The 20,850-nt window shown below is 66.7% G+C and carries 18 protein-coding genes and 1 riboswitch; of the genes, 15 read left to right on the top strand and 3 right to left on the bottom strand.

Going from position 1 to position 20,850, the window contains the following annotated elements; genetic code table 11:
* The first annotated feature begins 304 nt into the window (after nucleotides 1–304).
* The 4 genes from apbC to H609_RS0101390 all read left to right on the top strand — a co-directional run bounded on the left by apbC (nucleotide 305) and on the right by H609_RS0101390 (nucleotide 3,274).
* Nucleotides 305–1,396 carry an iron-sulfur cluster carrier protein ApbC gene (gene apbC / locus H609_RS0101405; RefSeq protein ID WP_028484133.1) on the top strand — a complete coding sequence of 364 codons (1,092 nt, stop codon included), beginning with the start codon at nucleotides 305–307 and terminating at the stop codon, nucleotides 1,394–1,396.
* Between the two features lie 31 nt (nucleotides 1,397–1,427).
* A complete protein-coding gene (gene dcd / locus H609_RS0101400) occupies nucleotides 1,428–1,994 on the top strand; it encodes a dCTP deaminase (RefSeq protein WP_018866874.1) in 567 nt (188 codons plus the stop codon).
* A 28-nt stretch (nucleotides 1,995–2,022) separates the two neighbouring features.
* Nucleotides 2,023–2,928 carry a carbamate kinase gene (locus tag H609_RS0101395; protein ID WP_018875757.1) on the top strand — a complete coding sequence of 302 codons (906 nt, stop codon included), beginning with the start codon at nucleotides 2,023–2,025 and terminating at the stop codon, nucleotides 2,926–2,928.
* 124 nt (nucleotides 2,929–3,052) lie between these two features.
* A complete protein-coding gene (locus tag H609_RS0101390; protein WP_018866872.1) occupies nucleotides 3,053–3,274 on the top strand; it encodes a hypothetical protein in 222 nt (73 codons plus the stop codon).
* 40 nt (nucleotides 3,275–3,314) lie between these two features.
* On the opposite strand, the gene H609_RS0101385 is transcribed toward H609_RS0101390, so the two are convergent.
* From H609_RS0101385 to fnr, 3 genes are all read right to left on the bottom strand, one after another.
* Entirely contained in the window at nucleotides 3,315–3,884 is a 570-nt protein-coding gene (locus H609_RS0101385) for a DUF2058 domain-containing protein (protein WP_028484132.1), read from the bottom strand.
* A 97-nt stretch (nucleotides 3,885–3,981) separates the two neighbouring features.
* Nucleotides 3,982–4,473, bottom strand: coding sequence for a DUF2390 domain-containing protein (locus H609_RS0101380; RefSeq protein ID WP_028484131.1), 492 nt, complete (start codon nucleotides 4,471–4,473; stop codon nucleotides 3,982–3,984).
* Nucleotides 4,466–5,200, bottom strand: coding sequence for a fumarate/nitrate reduction transcriptional regulator Fnr (gene fnr / locus H609_RS0101375; RefSeq protein WP_028484130.1), 735 nt, complete (start codon nucleotides 5,198–5,200; stop codon nucleotides 4,466–4,468). The genes H609_RS0101380 and fnr overlap by 8 nt, the downstream gene beginning before the upstream one ends.
* A gap of 279 nt (nucleotides 5,201–5,479) precedes the next feature.
* Between fnr and H609_RS0101370 the strand changes: the two genes are divergently transcribed.
* The 11 genes from H609_RS0101370 to cobA all read left to right on the top strand — a co-directional run bounded on the left by H609_RS0101370 (nucleotide 5,480) and on the right by cobA (nucleotide 20,850).
* A complete protein-coding gene (locus H609_RS0101370; RefSeq protein WP_018866868.1) occupies nucleotides 5,480–6,718 on the top strand; it encodes a cyclopropane-fatty-acyl-phospholipid synthase family protein in 1,239 nt (412 codons plus the stop codon).
* Between the two features lie 131 nt (nucleotides 6,719–6,849).
* Nucleotides 6,850–8,748 (top strand): hypothetical protein, encoded by a 1,899-nt coding sequence (locus H609_RS0101365; protein ID WP_018878381.1) that lies wholly within the window; start codon nucleotides 6,850–6,852, stop codon nucleotides 8,746–8,748.
* Between the two features lie 87 nt (nucleotides 8,749–8,835).
* Nucleotides 8,836–9,083: riboswitch (cobalamin riboswitch) on the top strand.
* Between the two features lie 141 nt (nucleotides 9,084–9,224).
* Nucleotides 9,225–11,015, top strand: a complete 1,791-nt coding sequence (locus tag H609_RS0101360; protein WP_028484129.1) for a TonB-dependent receptor domain-containing protein — start codon at nucleotides 9,225–9,227, stop codon at nucleotides 11,013–11,015.
* 3 nt (nucleotides 11,016–11,018) lie between these two features.
* Nucleotides 11,019–11,573, top strand: a complete 555-nt coding sequence (locus tag H609_RS0101355; protein ID WP_028484128.1) for a cob(I)yrinic acid a,c-diamide adenosyltransferase — start codon at nucleotides 11,019–11,021, stop codon at nucleotides 11,571–11,573.
* Nucleotides 11,574–11,684: 111 nt separating this feature from the next.
* On the top strand, nucleotides 11,685–16,238 hold the full coding sequence (locus tag H609_RS0101350; RefSeq protein WP_028484127.1) for a cobaltochelatase subunit CobN: 4,554 nt from the start codon (nucleotides 11,685–11,687) through the stop codon (nucleotides 16,236–16,238).
* 144 nt (nucleotides 16,239–16,382) lie between these two features.
* Nucleotides 16,383–16,826, top strand: coding sequence for a MotA/TolQ/ExbB proton channel family protein (locus H609_RS0101345; RefSeq protein ID WP_028484126.1), 444 nt, complete (start codon nucleotides 16,383–16,385; stop codon nucleotides 16,824–16,826).
* Complete coding sequence (locus H609_RS0101340; protein ID WP_018866862.1) at nucleotides 16,823–17,113, top strand: DUF2149 domain-containing protein; 291 nt, start codon at nucleotides 16,823–16,825, stop codon at nucleotides 17,111–17,113. The genes H609_RS0101345 and H609_RS0101340 overlap by 4 nt, the downstream gene beginning before the upstream one ends.
* A gap of 52 nt (nucleotides 17,114–17,165) precedes the next feature.
* Nucleotides 17,166–18,038, top strand: coding sequence for an ABC transporter substrate-binding protein (locus H609_RS0101335; RefSeq protein WP_028484125.1), 873 nt, complete (start codon nucleotides 17,166–17,168; stop codon nucleotides 18,036–18,038).
* A gap of 57 nt (nucleotides 18,039–18,095) precedes the next feature.
* Complete coding sequence (cobO, locus tag H609_RS0101330; RefSeq protein WP_028484124.1) at nucleotides 18,096–18,710, top strand: cob(I)yrinic acid a,c-diamide adenosyltransferase; 615 nt, start codon at nucleotides 18,096–18,098, stop codon at nucleotides 18,708–18,710.
* Nucleotides 18,707–19,999, top strand: a complete 1,293-nt coding sequence (locus H609_RS0101325; RefSeq protein ID WP_028484123.1) for a cobyrinate a,c-diamide synthase — start codon at nucleotides 18,707–18,709, stop codon at nucleotides 19,997–19,999. Before cobO ends, H609_RS0101325 begins: the two co-directional genes overlap by 4 nt.
* Nucleotides 19,996–20,850 carry a uroporphyrinogen-III C-methyltransferase gene (gene cobA, locus H609_RS0101320; RefSeq protein ID WP_028484122.1) on the top strand — a complete coding sequence of 285 codons (855 nt, stop codon included), beginning with the start codon at nucleotides 19,996–19,998 and terminating at the stop codon, nucleotides 20,848–20,850. Before H609_RS0101325 ends, cobA begins: the two co-directional genes overlap by 4 nt.

The following is a 20,850-nucleotide window of genomic DNA, read 5'->3' as shown; positions in this document are numbered from 1 at the left end:
CCCTTGCCACACAAGGGCGCATGACAAATTGGTTAAAAATCGACCAACCCAAAAGAAATCAAATAAAACAGCAAGTTGAGCAACTATTGTGCAGCGGTTTGGACGTTTGTGCGGCTATCTAGGCCTGTCTTCCCCGTATGCGCCATGTTTGTGCATAAAACCGTTGCGAAAGGCTTGACACCCGGCCGGATGAGCATGTTTGGGCCCCGGGAAAGGACTGGCACTGCGTGTTGCCATTGGCGTGCCGTACCGGTGCCAGTAGAATCGCGCGGTCACCCTTCAATTGCTGGATGGAACGAACACCATGGCCGAACTCTCGCGCGAGCAGATCGAAAACGCCCTGAAGACTGTTCAGGACAAGTACCTGGAGCAGGATTTGGTGGCCGCCGGCGCGGTCAAGGACACTCAGGTGGAGGGCGCGCGCGCCTCCATTGCCATCGAGATGGGCTACTCCTCGAACGGCTATCACGACGAGCTCCGCGCAGCCATCCAGGGGGCGCTGGCCGGTGTCGCCGGGCTGGAATCCTCGGAAGTGACCATCAACACCAAGGTCACGACGCACGCGGTGCAAAAGAGTCTCAAGCCGATGGCGGGGATCAAGAACATCATCGCCGTGGCCTCCGGCAAGGGCGGGGTGGGCAAATCCACCACCGCAGTGAATCTGGCGCTTGGCCTGGCGGCCGAGGGCGCGCAGGTCGGCATCCTGGATGCGGACATCTACGGCCCCAGCCAGCCGCGCATGCTGGGCATCAAGGGCAACCCGGAGTCCAAGGACGGCAAGAGCATGGAGCCGCTGGAGCGCCACGGCGTACAGGCGATGTCCATCGGCTTCCTGATCGAGGAGGACACGCCGATGATCTGGCGTGGCCCGATGGTGACCCAGGCGCTGGAGCAGCTCCTGAACGAGACTAACTGGAAGGATCTGGACTACCTGATCATCGACCTGCCGCCGGGCACCGGCGACATCCAGCTGACGCTGTCGCAGAAGATTCCGGTGTCCGGCGCGGTGATCGTGACCACGCCGCAGGACATCGCGCTGCTGGACGCCCGCAAGGGCCTGCGCATGTTCGAGAAGGTCGAGGTGCCGGTGCTGGGCATCATCGAGAATATGAGCATCCACATCTGCTCGAAGTGCGGCAACGAAGAGTACATCTTCGGCCAGGGCGGGGCGGAGAACATGGCCGAGGAGTACGGCGTGGATATGCTGGGCGCCCTGCCGCTGGACATCCGCATCCGCGAACAGGCGGATGGCGGCGAGCCCACCGTGATCGCCGACCCGGATGGGCGCATTACCGAGATCTATCGCGAGATCGCGCGGCGCACCGGCGCCAAGCTGGCGGAGCAGTCCAAGGACTACAGCAGCAAGTTCCCCAATATCGTGATTCAGAACAACTGATCCGGCGAACCGCCGACCAGGGACAGGGCCAATGAGCATCAAGTCGGACCGCTGGATCCGGGAGATGGCCGAGACGCAGGGCATGATCGAGCCCTTCGAGCCCGGCCAGATCCGCTACCGCGACGAGGAGCGGATCGTGTCCTACGGCACCTCCAGCTACGGCTACGACGTGCGCTGTTCGGATCATTTCAAGATCTTCACCAACATCAATTCCAGCATCGTCGATCCCAAGGGCTTCGACGAGGGCAGCTTCGTGGATGTGCAGTCGGATGTCTGCATCATCCCGCCCAACTCCTTTGCCCTGGCGCACACGGTGGAGTACTTCCGTATCCCGCGCGATGTGCTGACCATCTGCCTGGGCAAGTCCACCTATGCCCGCTGCGGCATCATCGTGAACGTGACCCCGCTGGAGCCCGAGTGGGAGGGCCACGTGACGCTGGAGTTCTCCAACACCACGCCGTTGCCGGCCAAGATCTACGCCAACGAGGGTGTGGCGCAGATGCTGTTTCTGCAGTCCGACGAGGTCTGCGAGACGTCCTACAAGGATCGCGGCGGCAAGTACCAGGGGCAGCGCGGCGTCACCCTGCCGCGGACCTGACACCCACCAAATCCCCCGGAGGACCGCCATGCGCATCGTGATCGCGCTGGGCGGCAACGCCCTGTTGCAACGTGGCGAGACCCCCTCGGCCGAGGCCCAGCAGCGCAACGCGCAACAGGCCGCCGAGGCGATCGCCGCCGTGGCGCGCGAGCACGAGGTGGTCGTCACCCACGGGAACGGGCCGCAGGTTGGCTTGCTGGCCAATCAGGCGGAGTGCGATCGCATCGCCTGGCCGCTGGACGTTGTCGGCGCCGAGAGCCACGGCATGATCGGCTACATCCTGGCGCGCGAGCTGCACAACGCACTGGGGCATGACCGGGTGGCGAGCCTGCTGACGCAGACCGAGGTCGACCCCAACGATCCGGCCTTTGGCCATCCGGAGAAATTCATCGGCCCCACCTGGGATGAAGCCCGTGCTCGTGCGCTGGCCGACGAGCGCGGTTGGGATATCGCGCCCGACGGCGAGGGTTGGCGGCGCGTGGTAGCCTCGCCCGAGCCGCAGCGCCTGCTGGGCATGGAGGCGGTACGCTCCCTGGTGGATAGTGGCGCTGTCGCGATCTGCGCCGGTGGCGGGGGTGTGCCAGTCGTGCGCGACGCGGCCGGGCGCCTGCAGGGCATCGAGGCTGTGGTCGACAAGGACCTGACGGCCGCCCGTCTGGCCGCGCATGTCGAGGCCGACTGGCTGCTGATGCTGACCGATGTCGACGGCGTCTATATGGACTGGGGTACGCCGGACGCTCGGCGCTTGAAGGCCCTGCTGGTCACGGCCGTGGAGCCGGCGGCCTACCCCGCGGGTTCCATGGGCCCGAAGATGGAGGCGGCGCGGCGCGCGGCGCAAGGCGGCATCCGGGTCGGGATCGGTGCGCTGGGGCATGCCGCTGATATCCTGGACGGCCAGGCCGGGACCCGCATCCTGCCGGTCGGGACCGTCTGACAGCGAATCCGCAGCCAGGCGGGTCTCAAGGGCGTGTGCCAGGCCCGTGATCTTCACGCCGGCGCTTGCGCGACGGGCCGTGGGCTTGCACGCTTTGACCTGAAAACACCCGAGAGCGATAGCGATGCGAGAGATTCAGCGAGCGACCCCCCTGGTGATCGGACTGACCGCCGTGGGCCTGCTGGCCCTGGGCTGTGGCAACGGCGCGCCGGAGGAGGAGTCGGTGGGTGCACCCCAGAGTCTGGGGGAGGGGGGACTAACCCCTCAGGATATGTCCAGTGACGAGGCCCGGCGTCCGCAGCAGTCCGGCATGCCGGCCGCGGACGTGAAGCGCACCACGGACTGACGGACCCGCGGGGCCGCCGGTCCGTGCGTGCCCCTTGCCCTCACCACATCAGGTCATCGGGGACGACGTAATCCTTGTAGGGGTCGTCCGGGTCGGGCTCGGACGACGCATCATCCTCGGCCGGAATCACCAGCGGCCATTCCGGATCGCGCTCGCGGATGCGGTTCGCTGTCTCCCGCGGGATGACCCGGAAGCCCTTCTCCGGTCGGATATCCAGCCCCGCAATCGCGGCGCGCCCGTCGGCGAGGCGCTTTTGCAGATCCGCTGTCACCGGTAGGTGACGGATCTGCCCCCCCTGCTGAAAGTGATAGTCCAGCGCGGCATCGCCCGCGGGGATCGGCGCCAAGTGGGTGCTGACCAGTTCGCGGATCTGCGCGTGGCGGGCGCGGCGTTCGGCACGCTCCTGCTGTTCGCGGTTCTTCTGCCGCGAGCGTTCGGCCTGCTCGGCCTTGCGCGCCTCGGCCACGCCGGGCTCGGGGCCGGTCTTGCGGTCCTTCTTCTTTTTCGCGTTGCCCTTTTGCGCCTGATGCTTTTGCGCCTTGGCCTTGCGAACCTGTTTTTCGTCCACCAGCCCCGTCTTCAGGAGCTGGGTGCGCAGATCGTCGGACATGAATCCTGCCGTGTAGGGTCTGTATGCCGGGGAGGATAGCCGGAACCGCCAGCGCATGCAGCCGGCATGCCGCTACGTACGTCCCTGCGTGGACACGCTATTGAGAACACCCATCCGGAGTGTGTGGCGCGTCGCGGATCTCGGCCTCCGGCAATGCGGGGAACAGCGTGTGCAGTCGGCGCCGGTGGTTCACGGCGTGGGACCGGCTATCCGGCGTCGAGAGCTGGCGGGCCTGCGCGAGCAGTTGCAGGCCCGCCAGGCGCTCGCTCTGGAGTTCGAGCGCGAGTACCGCGCGGTAGAGCGTGTCGCGCTCGGGGGTGTGCAACTGGCGGCGCAGGGCGCGGATGCGTCCGGTGGCTGAGGTCTGCCAGCGGCGGGCGGTTTGCGCGAGCCGTTGCCACTGAGAGGTCGTCAGCGGTCGGGGGTACCACAGGGCGAACAGCGCCAGCATCACATCCACCCCGAAGTGCTCCTGCCAGCGCAGCAGGCGCGCGCGTGCATCGGGGTCGGCCCAGAGGGTTCCGGCGAAGCGCCAGAAGGCCTCGAAGTCCGTCGACGGCTCCTCCGGGGTGCCTCCGGATTCAGGCACTGCTCGCGGCGGAGGAGGTGAACGTAACCCCGGCGGTGTTCCGCAGACTCTCGGGCTCCAGGATCTCGAGGTCGCGGGTGTGCAGGCTGATTACGCCCTGGTTGCGCAGCTGGGTGAACAGTCGGCTGATGGTCTCCTGGGTCAGGCCCAGGTGGTTGGCGATGTCGGCGCGCGACATCGGCAGGTAGAACCGCTCGGGGGACAGGCCGCGAGTGCGCTGGCGTTCCGACAGCCCCACGAGGAATGTCGCCAGGCGCTGCTCGGCCGTGCGCTGGGCAAGCAGCGCATGCAGGCTTTCGTCCTGCGCGAGCTCCTGGCTCATCACGCTCATCATGTGCTGGCGGAACGTGGGCAGGCGCCCGGCGAGGTCGTCGACATGCCCGTAGGGCACGGCACAGACGCTGGTGGATTCCAGGGCCACGGCACTCACCGGGTGCTTGCCCGAATGGATCGCGTCCAGTCCCAGGAGGTCGCCGGCCAGGGCAAAGCCCGTGATCTGTTCAGTGCCGTCATCGGAGATCAGCACCGTCTTCAGCGCCCCCGTGCGGACCGCATACAGCGCGTCGAACTTGGTCCCCATGGTGAACAGGGCCGCGCCCTTGGCGATCGGCCGGCGCTGCTGGACGATCTCGTCGAGCTGCCAGAGCTCGTCCTGCGGCAGGCCGACCGGCAGGCAGAGCTGGCGCAGGGTGCAGTGCTGACAGGCTTGGGTGGGTCGTAGCGTCATGAGTGCAGGGTAGCCGTTTTTTCGGAATTGGGGAAAGGGATTTTCGGGGTCTGCCATCACGCTCGGGAATGCGCTACTGTCCCTGTGGAATGCAGGTGATTCGGGTCGGGGTTATTACGGGTCTCGAAGCGGCGCCGGCCGCCCACTTCACCGCGCGCGGCATCAGGCATGGACAACGCGAGATAACAATATTTAGACTCAGTTTACATTGGGTGGCGCGGCAACGGCCTGGAACCCACGCGTTGCGCACGGGCCGCCGAGACAAGGACAGGAGTCAAGATGATCGAGCGGTTACTCGAGCAATACATGCGCTACGGGACCTTTGTGCTGCGGCACCCGGATGGCCGCGAGCAGCGTTTCGGTAGCGGTACGCCGGAGATCACGATGCAGCTGCATGACCGGGCGGCGCTGCGCAAGATCGGTCGCGATCCGGGATTCCAGCTGGGCGAGACCTACATGAACGGCATGTGGTCGCCTGGCCCCGAGGGCCTGCAGGTGTTCCTGGATGTGGCTATGCGCAACTTCGCGCCGATGTTCCAGCAGCGTGTCAATCCGGCGGTGCGTATGCTCCGGGCGCTGATCGAGCAGGGCAACAAGGTGGCGCGCTGCTATCAGAACATCGCCCATCATTATGATGTAGACGAGTGGCTTTATCGCCAGTTCCTGGACGAGGGCATGTTCTACAGTTGTGCCTACTTCGAGCGGCCCGATATGACGCTGGAGGAAGCGCAGCAGGCCAAGTGCGCGATGCTGCGCAGGAAGCTGCGCCTGGAACCCGGCATGCGAGTCCTTGATATCGGTTGCGGCTGGGGCGGCCTGGCCTTCCATCTGGCCGAGCACGCGGACGTGCAGGTCGACGGCGTGACGCTGTCCCGGGAGCAGCTGCGGGTGGCCCGGGAGGAGGCCGGGCGACGCGGGCTGGAGGATCGGGTGCGGTTTCTCTACCAGGACTACCGCGAGCACGAGGACCAGTACGACCGGATTGTCAGCGTCGGCATGTTCGAGCATGTCGGCACACCCAACTACGGTACGTTCTTCCAGCGGGTACACGACCTCCTGACGCCCGACGGCATCGCCGTGCTGCATACCATCGGGCGGCAGGAGCCGCCGGGCACCTCCAACCCGTGGCTCAGCAAGTACATCTTTCCGGGCGGGTACACCCCGGCGCTGTCCGAGGTGATGAGTGCGCTGGAACCCACCCCGCTGTACACCACGGACATCGAGTTCTGGCGGCTGCACTATGCCGAGACACTGGCTGAGTGGTACCGCCGCTTCCAGAAGGTCCGGGCCGAGGCCGTGACGCGCTTTGACGAGCGCTTCTGCCGCATGTGGGAGTTCTATCTGGCCAGTTGCGAGGGGACCTTCCGCTGGTGGGGACAGGTGGTCTTCCACGTGCAGATGGCCAAGCAGCAGGACGCGGTGCCGCTGACGCGCGACTACCTCTACCGCGACGACGCTTCCGAGGTGGTCTCGATCCCGCCCGGCGAGGCCCAGGCACGGCGCAGCAACGCGGCCTGAGGGGTGGCCGAATGCGCCGGGAACGGCGCGAAAACGGGGTCCGGAGCGCGCGAACCGAACGTACTTTCCCTACACTAATGGGGACGTTGCGGCCATGCCGGCGGTGACCATCCATTCCGGAGCAGGGGCGCGTGTTCGGTCGCTTTCGTAAACGCAGGGAGGCACCGGGTCAGGAAGACCCGCAGGCCGTCGGGCCGTCGCAGGAGAACGTCCTGATCGAGGCGGCCGGCCGCAGCCGCATCACCGAGGTGGCGGCCACCGCGCGGCGCGTCCCCTGGTCGCTCAATTTCCTCCAGCTGCTGTGGGCGGCGGGACCGGTCACGTTCCTGGCCATGCAGGGCGGGTATTTTCTCGGTTTCGGGCATGCCGCCCCGGCACAGAACTTCATCTTCTTCGCCGTCTACACCCTGCTGTTCGGGGTGATCGGCCTGGTGGCGCGCTTTGTCGCCGATGCCACCCGCGGCAAACGCCAGGAACAGTCGCGCGACCAGCTGCGCAACACGATCGACCTGCTGCCGGACCTGCTGTTCGTGACCCGTGATCTGGCCATGAGCGAGCTCGCACCGGACATGCGCCGGCGCAAGGCGGCCGAGGTGCTGCTCCACGAGGTGGATATCTCGCCCGAGGGGGTGGCCGTCGCGGTGCGCGAGATGACCGGCGATACCAGCCTGGCGGCTGCCGCGGAGCAGATCGAGATCTATCGCCGCCTGGGCCTGCGCTCGCGCGTGGGCGATCTGGTGGGCGCGACCGAGGATTCGCGGCTCGCGGCCCTGGAGAAGCTGCACCACGAGGCCCCGGAGGTCGCCGACCTGCTGCGCGATCGGTTGCGCGGCGTGGCGCCGACCCAGGAGGATGGCGTGCGCCGGGTGGACCAGTTCCTGGACCGCCTGTTTTCCGCCGCCGATGCCGACGACCTGGCCCGGTGCACCCTCGACGATGTGCAGGCGATCTTCGTGCTCGCGTTCGAGCTCGTGAACGGGCGCCAGATCAAGCGCCTGAGCTTCGAATGGTCCGGTGGCTGGCAGCTCGGGGCCGCCCTGGACCGACTGGAATCCCAGGGCAACCGCTTTCGCGTGGCGCAGGCCGGGGTGGTCAGCCGCCTGCGCTCGCTCGGTATTCTGCTGTCCCAGAGCGATGCCTCGGGGCTGGATCCGCAGGCTCTGCGCGAGCCCGTAACCGACCTGGGGCGCCAGGTCCTGGAGGCACTGCGCACTCTGGAGGATCGGGAACCGGGGGAACATTCGCCGGACGGGCAGCTCCTGGGACTGGCACTGCGGCGGGTCGAGGACCTGCGCGAGGCGCGCGACCAGCTGATGCAGGCGCAGAGCCGTTACGCCAATGCGGTGGAGCGCTGGGAGGCCCTGCGCCGCGCCCAGGTGGAGAAGCGGGGCGAGAAGCGCTGGTTCAAGCGCAGTGTGCGCGGTATCCGGGTCAGCGAGGAGCTGATCGAGCTGACCGATGACCAGAAGCTGAAGCTGGCCAACGACTTCTGCAACTTCCTTAAGGAGTTGAAGATCCAGCGTGAGGGCGACCTGTTCTACTTCGGAGGGGCAGCGCTGGACGCCGAGACGGCCAAGCGCATCGGCATCCAGCTGGCCCTGATCCTGGAGCCGCTGGTGGACCTCACCAACCCGAGCATCCAGCGTGCGATCTACGCCAACCCGGCCGCGTATCTCGGGGGGCTGTATGTGGGCATGAGCGCGGATGCCAAGGCGGGTCTGGGCTCGGCCATGGTGCGCAAGGTCCGCCAGGATCTCGGGCGCATGGCCGAATGGCTGGCGATGCGCCTCACGCGTATCTATCACCTGCCTTTGAGCGATTCGATGCGCGATTTCCTGGTCGAGCAGTACGGCGCCAACCGCGAGCGCCTGGACATGCTGGCAACGCATGCCGGCGACGAGTCGCATCCCGTGGCACTGCGCGCCGAGCGGTCGCCCGAGTTTGACGCCATGCTGCAGGACAAGACCTGGGGCCTGCTGCTGAAGCGCGGGACCCGCTATCTCCACGCCGAGGAGCGGCGCCGCCGCTGATGATCCGTCGCGACGGGCCTGGTTCGACGGTTCCGGTTGTGCGAGATCGAATCTCCCCCGGCTGGTAATTTTGCGCCCAATTGTGTAGTGTTCGCCGCGTTCCCCGGTGCCCGGCCAGGCTCGACCTGGCGGGTTAAACGGGAAGTTCGGTGAGTCCGGGCAGGTCTCCGAGGCCTACGGACGAAACCGACGCTGCCCCCGCAACGGTGATCGAGCGAGGGACCGCCCGACGGTCCCTGATGGTCGCGGCCAGTGCCACTGAACATAAGGTTCGGGAAGGCGCCGCACCGGAACGCTCGTCAGCCCGGAGACCGGCCAGGGAATGATCGCGCGGCATGCGGCGGGCATGCGAGGCGGATGATCGGGCCTGGCCGCTAGCCGGTTGTGGCCGATCCCCCTCGTGTCTGTCTCCCCCTGTTCGCGCGATCCCGACGAATCAACGGCGTGCGGGCGGCTCGCCGGGAGACACAGACGACATGAAACGCACAGCACTTTCCACGGCCATCCTGCTGGCCACCAGTCCCGCTCTGGCGGATACGCCGGATACCAACGACGCGCAGACCCTGGAGACCGTCCAGGTCACCGCCTCTCGCATCGCGCAGACCGTCGACGAGACGCTCGCTTCGGTCACCATCATCGACCGCGAAGAGATCGAGCGCCTGCAGCCCCAGCAGTTCACCGATCTGCTGGAGGGCCGCGCGGGGGTCGAAACTTCCCAGAACAGCGCTTTCGGCAAGTCCACTTCCGTCTTCACGCGGGGGTCGAGCTCTGGGCACACCCTGTTGCTGGTCGATGGAGTTCGAATGGGTTCGGCGACGGGTGGCGGGGCAAGCTGGCAATTCCTGCCTCCGGAAGAGATCGAGCGGGTGGAGATCGTGCGCGGCCCGCGCACCAGCATCTATGGTTCGGACGCGATCGGCGGGGTCGTGCAAGTCTTTACCCGTGAGGGCCGCAAGGGCCCACCGAAGGTCAATGCCTTCGTCGGCGGTGGGAGCTTCAATACCTGGGAGACCGGGGTCGGTGTCGCCGGGGGTACCGATAATACGAACTACAGCTTTTCGGTCAGCCACTTTGATACCGACGGTATCAACGTCCAGGACGGTGTGGGCGATGAAGACCGCGATGGCTATGACAACACCTCACTTGCCACCAAGGTCTCGCACCGGCTCGATAATGGGGTCGAGGTTTTCGGTAGTGTGCTGTATTCCGAGGGTAGAACCGAAATCGACGGCTTCGAAGATGAAACCGATTTTCGGCATGCCGCCCTTCGTGCTGGCTTGCGAGTGCCTGTAACACCGCTTTGGGATACCGAAGTCAGTGTTAGTCACAGTCGCGATGAGAACGATAACTTTAGCGATGGCGTTTTTTCTTCCCGCTTCGACACTAAACGCAATGGTGTGGATTGGCGAAACGATCTCGAGATAACGGATCGTGTTTATTTGATTGCCGGGATCGATGCGTATGAAGACCGGGTGGATAGCACCAACGATTACGTTGAAGATTCGCGATACAACGTTGGCGCATACTCGGTGGTGCAGGTTGGCCTGGGCCGCCATGATCTCGAGGGAAGTTTGCGTTACGACGATAATGAACAGTTCGGCGACAAGGTGACGGGGCAGGTAGCCTGGGGTATGCAGGCTACCAACATCCTACGGCTGCGCGCGTCTTATGGAACGGCCTTCAATGCGCCTACGTTTAACCAACTGTATTGGCCGGGGGCGGGTGATCCAGAACTTCAAGCAGAAGAGTCCGAAACGGCTGAAATAGGCCTTCGCGCTAGCTTTGATCAAGGGTATCTGGATGCCTCGATTTTCCAATCGAGAGTGGAAAAAATGATTCCAGTTTGGCCGCCTGAAAACGTCGACGAAGCGAGGATTGCCGGGCTTGAGTTGGAGGGTGGATACGAACGTTATGATTGGATTTCGCGCGCTTCGTTGACCCTTCTGAATGCAGAGGATCGTGAAACAGGCAACGAGCTCCAACGGCGTTCACCCGTGACGGCCCGTGTGGATATCGATCGGAAGTTTCAGCGTTTCTCGCTGGGGGGCTCGGTGATTGCCAAGAGCCGCTCGTATAACGACGCCAATAATGACGAGCGTCTCTCCGGGTACGGTTTGCTGAACCTGCGCGCGAGCTATCAGATCCATCCGGAATGGCAGCTCCAAGCTTCGGTTCAGAACGTGTTCGACAAGGACTACGAGACGGCCCTTGGCTACAACCAGCCGGGGCGCGCCGCGTTCATGAAGCTCCGCTATCAGCAGAGGTGATCCATGGGTAATCGACTGTCGAAGATTGCGACCCGTACGGGTGATGAAGGCCGGACAGGCCTCGGGGATGGCTCGCGGGTGGACAAGGACTCGCATCGCGTCGAGGCGTTTGGTGACGTGGATGAGCTGAATAGTGTGGTGGGCCGGTTGCTGGTCCACGACCTGCCGGAGGAGGTGCGGCGCTCGCTCGCGCTGGTACAGCACGAGTTGTTTGATCTCGGAGCGGAACTGGCCGTGCCGGGGCATCAGGCCCTCCCGGAGGCTTCCGTGGAGCGTCTGGACGTGGAGCTGGAGTCCTTCAACGCGGATCTGCCCGCCCTGAAGGAGTTCATCCTTCCGGGTGGGGGTCCCGCTACGGCCGACTGTCACATTGCGCGTACCGTCTGCCGGCGTGCGGAACGGCGTCTGGTGGCGCTCAATCACCACGAGGCATTGCGTCCGGCGTCGCTGGCCTATGTCAACCGGTTGTCGGATCTCCTGTTCGTGCTCTGCCGTGTGCTGGCTCGTCACGAAAACGGTACCGAGGTCCTCTGGCAACCGGCGAACCAGCGCGGCTGACGGGTCTTCGTGGGGGCGCCGCGGTGGCGGCGTCCCATTCCCATTGCAACGGTCGAGGCGTGTCGAGTACACGCCTCGCGCCCTATTGCACCTGTTTATCGGGAAGTTTCCATGCGTTTTCGTTGCACGATCCTGAGCATCTTCGCGCTTTTTCTTTTCGGAATGGTACCGGCCCATGCGGGTCCGCTCGTGGTGGGTGTGGTCTCCGATCGCTCGGCGGCGGAGGTGGCCGCTGGCGCGCATCGCTTCCTGGAGGCTCATCCGCAGGCGGAGGTGATCCTGCGGACACCGAAGCAACTCGCGGACAAGTCGGACGAGGCGGTATCGGCGCTGTGGCGGGAGGCCGACGCCATACTCGTTGCGGCTGTTTTCGGGGACCAGGCCGCGCGCCTCGACCGTCTGTTGCGGGAGGCCCCGCCGCCCGAGGGGGCCCCGATTCTGGCCATTAACAGCGTGCGTCACCTGACGGCGCTGTCCCGGATCGGCGGCGAGGCCGTACTCGTGGGTCTCGATGACGAGAAGCGAACCGAACTGGCGGCCAACCCCGACCCGGGCGAAGACCCGCGCGTGCACCTGGCCCAACAGCGGGAGCGTTTCCCCGAACAGGCGGACTGGCTGACCGGGCGCGCGTTTTACCAGGGACGCACGCCGGAGAATATGGAGGGGCTGATGCGCTGGCTGGCCGCGCGTGGCGGGCACGAGATCGAGGTGCCGGAGCCGGATCCGCGCGAGACCGTCCGCTATTACCGGCATGGCAGCTCCAGCCCGAATCCGGACGCTCTCGAGCTGGACGACGGGCCCGCCGTGGCGTTGCTAGATCTGGATACCGGTGACCGGCCGGGCGACCGGGCGCTGCTTGACGCCGCCTGCAAGGCCCTGGAGGCCCGGGATATCCAGTGCTTCGCGGTACTCGCGCGCTGGGGCGGGGCCAGCCGCGAGGCGGTCGAGACGCTGGCCGAGGCGGCCGGGCCGGCGGATCTGGCGGGTATCGTCAGCCTGCAGGACTTCGTGGTCGGCGGGGGCGGCAACCGCGAGGCGGTGGCCGAGGCCTTCGGCGAGCTGGATGTCCCGGTGATCAAGGGCATCCGTCTGGCAGATGTGAGCGCGACCCAGTGGCGGCTGTCGCACGAGGGCATCCCCTGGGACAAGGTCCACTACCACGTGGCCATGCCGGAGTTGCAGGGCATGAGCCAGCCGATGGTGCTCGCGACCGCGGGCGCGCCGGAACAGGACGAACGCACCGGCGTGCGCCTGACCCTGACCGAGCCGGTCGACGAGCGGGTCGAGGCCCTGGCCGATCGGGTGGCGAGCTGGCAGCGGCTGCGCCGCCTGGACAACGCGGACAAGCGCGTGGCGGTGGTCTACTACAACCATCCGCCGGGTCGCCAGAACATCGGTGCGGACAAGCTGGATGTCCCCGAGTCGCTGCTGGAGATCCTGCAGCGCCTCGAGGCTGCCGGGTACGACCTGGGCGACGCGGTGCCGGAGGACGCCGAGACCCTGCTGGAGATGATCCAGGATCGGGCCGTGAACCTGCCGGAACAGGCGGACGCGCTGGACGCGATCGCCGGCCGGGTCGCCTCGCTGGATCGCGACCAGTATCAGGCGTATTTCGATAGCCTGCCGGAGCCCGTCCGGGCCGAACTGGTCGACGGCCCGATCGGCTATCTGCAGGCACGCCTGGAGGCCGCCAGGGCCGCCGACAAGGTCGAGATCGCGCAAGCTGGGCTGGAAAGCGGTGTCGGTGATCTGCGCCACATGCTCGAGAGTTATCCGCACGCGGCGCAGGAGCGTGCACTGGACCTGCTGGCCCAGTACGAGGAGGCCTGGGAGGCCACGCTGGCGGGGGAGGACGCGCACGCGACCACCGAGCAGTTGCGCAAGGCGCTGGTGCGCACGGGCATCCCCGGCCTGACCGGCTGGGGCGACCCGCCGGGCGAGGCGATGACCCGCGATGGCGAGATGCTGTTCCCGGGGATCGAGTTCGGCAACGTGTTCATCGGGCCGCAGCCGCCGCGCGGCTGGGAGGTCAGCGAGCGCCTGCTGCACGCGAATACCACGTTCCCGCCGACCCACCAGTATGTCGGCTTCTACCACTGGATCCGCGATCACTTCGAGGCGGACGCGCTGGTCTACGTCGGGCGTCATTCGACCCGCGAATTCCTGCCGCGCCGGCGCGCGGGGCTGGCGCCGGATGACTACCCCGAGATCCTCGGCGGCGCGTTGCCGATTATCTACCCCTACATCGTCGATGGCGTGGGCGAGGGCATCCAGGCCAAACGCCGGGCCATGGGCGTGATGATCAGTCACCTGACCCCGCCACTGGCGGCCACCGAGCTGTACGACAGTCTGCTGGAGCTGCGTCAGTTGGTGGAGACCTACGAGGCCGCCGCGCAGCCGGATGCCGCGACGCGCTCGCGGGCCGTCCAGACCCTGCGCGAACGTATCGAGGATCTCGGCCTGACCGAGACCATCGAGCGCGAGCTGGCCCGGGGCCATCATCACGACCACGGGCACCACCATGACGACCACGGGGATCACCACGACGGTCATCATGATGAACCCGATACCACCGGGCACGGCGAAGGTCACGCGGACGAACACGGTGACGAGCATCGTGACGCGGATCATCACCGCGAACATGGGGACGAAGCGCACGAGCACGCCCATGAGCATGACCACGACGACGAACATGCGGGCGAGGATCATGACGAGCACGCAACGACCGCGCTGGCGGAGATGGACGAGGAGTTGCTGGTCCACGAGATCGGCCACTACCTGACGGACATGCAGGAAGACCAGATGCCGCTGGGGCTCCACGTGTTCGGGCGTGACTGGAGCGACGAGGCCGTGGACACCATGCTCGAGTCGATGGCCGGCGATGATGCGATCGGCGACGACTGGGACGCGAAGCTGCGTGGATCCCCGGCCAGCGAGCGCGCACATCTGCTGGCGGCGCTGGAGGGACGCTTCGTGCCGCCCGGGCAAGGCAACGACCCGATCCGCACGCCGGAGGTATTGCCGACCGGGCGCAACTTCCATGCGCTGGCGGCGGATCTGGTGCCCACACGCATCGCCTGGGGCATTGGCCAGGAGCTGGCCGCGGATGCCCGCGAACACGGCGATCCCGAGGCGGATGGCAGCGAGGCGATCATCCTCTGGGCGTCGGATACCGTGCGCGACGAGGGCGTGATGATCGCCTTCGGCATGGACATGCTGGGCATTCGTCCGGCCTGGAACAGTCGCGGGATCGTCCAGGGCCTGGAGCGCATGGACCTCGACGAAGCCGGGCGCGATCGCCGTCGCGATGCCCTGTTCACCACCTCGGGTCTGTTCCGCGACCTCTACGAGGACCAGCTGGTGTGGCTGGATCGCGCCGCCCGCCTCGCGCTGGACGGATCGTCCGAGACCATTCTTGCCGAGTACCCCGAACTGGAAGAGGCACTGGATGCGGCCCTGGCCCCGCTGGGGCCGGACCTGCGCGATCCGGGCGCCGAGCCGCTGGCGCGCAACGACGTGGCCGCCCAGTGGGTGGAAGACACCCAGGCCCTGCGCGGCGCAGGCCTCAATGGCGTCGAAGCGGGTCAGCAGGCCGCGCTGCGTGTGTTTGGTACCGCCCCCGGGGCCTATGGGGCCGGGGTCAATCGTCTCGCGGACCGTTCCGGTGCCTGGGAGGATCGTGCCGAACTGGGCGCCGCCTATATGCGCCGCATGGGACATGCCTACGGGGCGGACGAATCCGGCGGCTCCGCGCACGAGGCCTTCGAGGCCCGGCTGGGCCAGGTCGGGCGCACCTACCTCGGGCGCGCCTCGCACCTCTACGGCCTGCTGGACAACGATGACGGTTTCGATTTCCAGGGCGGGCTCTCGACCGCGGTCGAGAACATCCGCGGCGAGGTGCCGGACAACCGCGTGCTGCAGCACGCCGATCCGGACGACCCGCGGGTGGAGACCCTCGGCCGCGCGCTGATGCGCGAGCTGCAGGGGCAGAACCTGAACCCGCAGTGGATCGAGCCGCTGATGGATCACGGCTACGCCGGGGCGCGCACGATGGCGCGGGACTTCGTCGACAACCTGTGGGGCTGGCAGGTGACGAATCCGGAGATCATCCGCTCCTGGGTCTGGGACGAGGTGCACGACGTGTATCTGCAGGATCGGCACGGACTGGGCGTGGACGAATTCCTCGCCGACGGCCACAACGTGCATGTGAAGACCCACCTGCAGGCCGTGCATCTGGTGGCCGCCAGTCGCGGGTTCTGGGAGGCCGATCCGGAGGTACTGGAGGCACTGTCCGAACGCTTTGCCGAACTGGTGGCGGAACACGGCCTGCCGGGCAGCGGGCACACGCGCCCGGATCACCCCATGCTGGACGAGGTGGCCGAGCGCCTGGAGGACCCCGAACTGCGCGAGGCCTTCGAGGCCGTGCGGGCGGCCGCAAAGATCGATCGGGCGGAGCCGGAAGCCGACCCCAGTCGTGTCACCGAGATCCAGCCGCTGGAAGACCCGGCGGCGCAAGAGATGCAGGAGATCCCCGAACCGGCCGAAGCCGAAGGCGGCCAGGAGGCCGGCGACGCGGCGGCGGGCATGCCCTGGCTCCCGTGGCTGGTCGCCGCTGCGCTGTTCCTGCTGCTGCTTGGCGGCATCGTTGCGGGCCGCCGCCGATAACGCTCGCTGGATCGGTTTGCTGTAGGAGCCTGCTTGCAGGCGAATGCTCCTGCCCGTGTCCGACTTTGGCAGGGGCTTCGCCTGCCAGCAGGCTCCTACGGGGCCGGTTTCATGAATGAACGAAGGGTAACGAGGTAAACGCGAATGCCGTTCTCGATCACGATGGAGCTGATGGATACCGTGGTGCGCTGGCTGCTGGAGCCGGTGATCATCGGCCTGCTGGTGCTGGTCGCGGTGGCCGTCTGGGAGCTTGGGCTCGCACTGGGCGAACGTTCCGGCGGAGTGCGCCGGCTGGAGGCCACCGGTGACGCCGAGCGCCTGGCCTACCGCGCACGACGCCGCATCGACCGCGCGGATCTGCTGGCACGCATCGGCCCGATGCTCGGGCTGATGGGGACGCTGATCCCGCTGGGTCCAGGGCTGGCCGCGATGGGTCGTGGGGAACTGGAAATCCTGGCCCAGGCCGTTACGGTGGCGTTCAACACCACGGTACTGGGGTTGCTGGTCGGCATCCTCGGCTTCCTGCTTGGACGCCTCCGGCGGCGCTGGTATGACGCCGCGATGGAGCGCCTGGAGGCGGCGGCATGAGGGTCCCGCACTACCGCGCCAGCCGCTTCGATGCCCCTGACGAAGAGCCGATGGGGCCATTGGCCAATCTGGCCGACATCATGCTCGTGTTCGCTGTCGGCCTGATGGTGGTGATGGCCGCCTCGGGGAGCGGACTGGAACCGGCCAGCGGCGGTGCCGAGATCGAACCTGGGCGCGAGATCCCGGACCCGCCCGAGGGCGCCGGCGAGGCCGGCTCGGGCTTCGAATCCATGGGGCAGGTCTACCGCGACCCGGACACCGGTCGCATGATCCTGATCGGAGAGTGAACGTGGTTGCGTACCGTGTTGGCCCGCGGGCAGCAAACAAGGGGAGTTTCCGATGATCACTCAGGTCTGCCGATACACGCGCGCTTTCGGTTGCAGCTTGCCATGGACCCCGGGGACCGGGTTTCTGGCCCTTGTCCTGACCGCGGGGTTGGTGTTTCCGGTAACGGCGACAGCGGGCGAGTGCCCGCGGATTGTCAGCCAGTCGCCGTACATTACGCACTCGCTGGAGTACCTGGGGCTGGCATCCTGCATCGTGGGCGCGAGCCGCTACGACGATCTCGACGTGGAGGATACCGGCGGCATTCTGGACCCGGACGCGCAGGCGATCAGCCGCGTCGAACCGGATCTGGCGTTCACCTCGAGCTGGGTCGAGCGCGATGACTGGGCCGATACCGTGCCGGCGGGGACCCGGGCCATCGTGCTGGGCGGCTTCGAAGGGATGGATGCCGTGCGCGAAAATCTCGAACGCATTGCGGATGCTGCGGGCCTGGACGACGGTGCGGTGCGCGCCGCCGAATTCGACGATGCGTGGCAGGAGGCGGCCGATGCCGTAGGAGCCTCCGGCGAGCGAGCGGTCCTGATGTCCTCGTGCAGCGCGCAGGCCTACGTGTACGGCCCGAAGACCTGGCTGCATGATGCCTTCACCCGCGCGGGATTCGACGTCGTTGCGAACCAGTCAGGTGTGCATCACCTGAGGCTGTCGGAGGACACTGACGAACTGGCCGATCTGATCAACCAGTATGACGCCGACGTGGTGTTCACCTTTTCTGGGTCCGAGGCTCGCAGCTGCCGAGCGGTGGTCGCATCGAGCCCGGTGAGGGTGGTGAGTCTGCCAAGCGGGTATTTCTCGCACCCGGCACCGGTGATCCTGGATGGACTGGCCGAGCTTCAAACGCGGCACACCGAGTGGGCGGAGGCCCAGTAGCTTGTCCGGCCGCACCCGCACCGCGTTTTTCCATTACGAACTGCAGGAGAGAGCGACATGACCAACGATACCGACGCGGCCAAGGCCGAACGCCACGCGCAGCGTATGGCGCGCAAGAAGGAAGTGGTGGACCGCAAGATCGCCGAGGCGCAGGAAGAAAAGGGCGTGTTCCTGATCCTGACCGGAAACGGCAAGGGCAAGAGTTCCTCCGGCTTCGGCATGGTCGCCCGGGCCCTGGGGCACGGCATGCAGGTGGGTATCGTGCAGTTCATCAAGGGCCAGTTCGCCACCGGCGAGGAGGCCTTCTTCCGTGGCCAGGACAACGTGCAGTACCACGTAATGGGCGAGGGTTACACCTGGGAGACCCAGGACCGCGAAAAGGACGTGGCCGCGGCGCGCGAGGCCTGGGCGCATGCCCGCGACATGCTGCGCGATCCGAACGTCGACCTGGTGCTGCTCGACGAGCTGCACATCGCGCTGAAATATCAGTACCTGGATGTGGACGAGGTGCTGGAAGACCTGGCGAACCGCCCGCCGATGCAGCACGTGATTACCACCGGCCGCGCCGCGCCGAAGGCCCTGATCGAGGCCGCCGACACCGTCAGCGAGATCGGCGTGGTCAAGCACGCCTTCCAGGCCGGCATCAAGGCGCAGAAGGGGATCGAGCTGTGAGTGTGAGCTGCCCCGCCGCATTTGTGGCGGCCCCGGCCTCGGGCCAGGGCAAGACCACGATCACCGCCGCCATCGCCCGTTACCACCGCAACCAGGGCCTCCGAGTGCGTGTGTTCAAGACCGGCCCGGACTTCCTCGATCCAATGATCCTGGAACAGGCCTCCGGCCATCCGGTCGACGCCCTGCATCTGTGGATGGTCGGGGAAGAAGCCTGTCGAGCGATGCTGTACGAGGCGGCCCAGGAATCCGACCTGATCCTGGTGGAGGGCTCGATGGGGCTGTTTGATGGGGATCCCTCCGGTGCGGATCTGGCCCAGGCCTTCGGCTTGCCAATCCTGGCCATGGTCGATGCCAGTGGCATGGGCCAGACCTTCGGGGCGCTGGTGCATGGCTTGTCGACCTACCGTCCGGGCCTGTCGTTCGCAGGTGTGATTGCCAACCGGGTGGGCAGTCCCGGCCATGCGCGGATGCTGGAGGACTGCACCCCGGAGGCGATCCGTTTCTTTGGTGCCGTGCAGCGTAACGAGACGCTGAGTGTCCCGGATCGTCACCTGGGTCTGGTGCAGGCGGGCGAGATCGCCGATCTGGATGCACGGCTGGAGGCGGCAGCGGCCGCGATTGAAGAGGCCGGGGTGACCGGGCTGCCGGAGCCGGTGACCTTTCATCCGGAAACAATTGCGCCGATCGAGGCGGCGCTGTCCGGCGTGCGCATTGCGATCGCGCGGGATGCGGCCTTCGCCTTCATGTATCCGGCCAACCTGCGTCTGCTGGAGAAGATGGGCGCCGAACTGCGGTTCTTTTCCCCGCTTGCGGGGGACGGGTTGCCAGAGGCCGATGCCGTCTGGCTGCCGGGTGGCTACCCCGAGTTGTATCTGGATCAGCTGTCCGCCAATGCGGCCCTGAAGTCGGACCTGGAGGCCCATCATGCGGCGGGCCGCCCCATCCTGGCGGAGTGCGGGGGCTTTCTCTACCTGCTGGACGAACTGGCCAATCGCGAGGGCCATGCCGCGGCTATGGCCGGGCTGGTGCCGGGCAAGGCCCAGCTGGCGGACCGCCTGCAGGGTCTGGGTCTTCAGGCGGCCCCGCTGCCGGAGGGCGAGCTGCGCGGGCACACCTTCCATCACACCCGCTCCGAGGTCGGGCTCGAGCCCTATGGCCATTGCTGGCGCGCGCGCGGGACGGGGTCGCAGGGCGAGGCGATCTATCGCGATGGTCGCCTGACCGCGACCTATCTGCATGCCTGGTTCCCTTCCAACCCGGAGGCCACGGCCCAGCTGTTTCGAGCATGAGTGATCGACCGTGGGACAATGTGACGCGGATCGGGCCCGGGGCACCCGCCGGGGCCCGCCTCCCGTTGCGCGGCGAGCGAAAGCCCGGCTGCGTGGATCTGGTCGGCGCGGGGCCGGGCGATCCGGGCCTGCTGACACTGGACGCCGTGGCCGCGATGCAGCACGCCGATGTCCTGCTGCACGACCGCCTGATCCCGGAGGCGATCCTCGAGCTGGCCAACCCGGAGGCGCATCGCCTGTATGTGGGCAAGGCCCGCTCACGGCACAGCTGCGATCAGGGGGACCTGAACGAGCGCATGATCGCGCTGGCCCGGGAGGGCCACTACGTGGTTCGCCTGAAGGGTGGAGATCCGTTCGTCTATGGTCGCGGCGGCGAGGAGGCGGCGGCCATTGCCGCCGCCGGGATCCCCGTTCGCATCGTGCCGGGGATTACCGCAGCGGGTGGCTGCGCGGCGTATGCCGGGATCCCGCTGACCCATCGCGATCATGCCTATCGCTGCCAGTTCGTGACCGCCCATCGTCGCGCCGGCGAGACCGATCTGGACTGGGCCTCGCTGGTCCATCCGCAGCAGACCCTGGTCGTCTACATGGGGCTGCACACCCTGGCCGAGGTCTGCGGCGAGATGATGGCGGCGGGCGCGGATGGCGCGATGCCGGCCGCGCTGGTGGAGCAGGGCACCCGCCCGACGCAACGCGTTATTGAGGGCACGCTGGCCGACCTTCCGGCGCGGGTGGCGGATCTGGCCATTCAGTCGCCGGCGCTGCTGATCGTGGGCGAAGTGGTGCGGCTGCGCGAGACGATTGCCGCGCAAGATGCCCAGTCCGTCCCGGGAACGCATGAAATCGGCTGA

The organism is Thioalkalivibrio sp. ALE17 (assembly GCF_000425605.1).
Classification (GTDB): Bacteria; Pseudomonadota; Gammaproteobacteria; order Ectothiorhodospirales; family Ectothiorhodospiraceae; genus Thioalkalivibrio.
Note: the sequence above shows the minus strand (reverse complement) of the source record. Positions and strands in the feature narration are given on the sequence as shown.

Bases quoted from the DNA above. Each gene is read 5' to 3' on its own strand.
- apbC (WP_028484133.1), top strand. From the start codon at position 305: ATGGCCGAACTCTCGCGCGAGCAGATCGAAAACGCCCTGAAGACTGTT.
- dcd (WP_018866874.1), top strand. From the start codon at position 1,428: ATGAGCATCAAGTCGGACCGCTGGATCCGGGAGATGGCCGAGACGCAG.
- H609_RS0101395 (WP_018875757.1), top strand. From the start codon at position 2,023: ATGCGCATCGTGATCGCGCTGGGCGGCAACGCCCTGTTGCAACGTGGC.
- H609_RS0101390 (WP_018866872.1), top strand. From the start codon at position 3,053: ATGCGAGAGATTCAGCGAGCGACCCCCCTGGTGATCGGACTGACCGCC.
- H609_RS0101385 (WP_028484132.1), bottom strand. From the start codon at position 3,884: ATGTCCGACGATCTGCGCACCCAGCTCCTGAAGACGGGGCTGGTGGAC.
- fnr (WP_028484130.1), bottom strand. From the start codon at position 5,200: ATGACGCTACGACCCACCCAAGCCTGTCAGCACTGCACCCTGCGCCAG.
- H609_RS0101370 (WP_018866868.1), top strand. From the start codon at position 5,480: ATGATCGAGCGGTTACTCGAGCAATACATGCGCTACGGGACCTTTGTG.
- H609_RS0101360 (WP_028484129.1), top strand. From the start codon at position 9,225: ATGAAACGCACAGCACTTTCCACGGCCATCCTGCTGGCCACCAGTCCC.
- H609_RS0101355 (WP_028484128.1), top strand. From the start codon at position 11,019: ATGGGTAATCGACTGTCGAAGATTGCGACCCGTACGGGTGATGAAGGC.
- H609_RS0101350 (WP_028484127.1), top strand. From the start codon at position 11,685: ATGCGTTTTCGTTGCACGATCCTGAGCATCTTCGCGCTTTTTCTTTTC.
- H609_RS0101345 (WP_028484126.1), top strand. From the start codon at position 16,383: ATGCCGTTCTCGATCACGATGGAGCTGATGGATACCGTGGTGCGCTGG.
- H609_RS0101340 (WP_018866862.1), top strand. From the start codon at position 16,823: ATGAGGGTCCCGCACTACCGCGCCAGCCGCTTCGATGCCCCTGACGAA.
- H609_RS0101335 (WP_028484125.1), top strand. From the start codon at position 17,166: ATGATCACTCAGGTCTGCCGATACACGCGCGCTTTCGGTTGCAGCTTG.
- cobO (WP_028484124.1), top strand. From the start codon at position 18,096: ATGACCAACGATACCGACGCGGCCAAGGCCGAACGCCACGCGCAGCGT.
- cobA (WP_028484122.1), top strand. From the start codon at position 19,996: ATGAGTGATCGACCGTGGGACAATGTGACGCGGATCGGGCCCGGGGCA.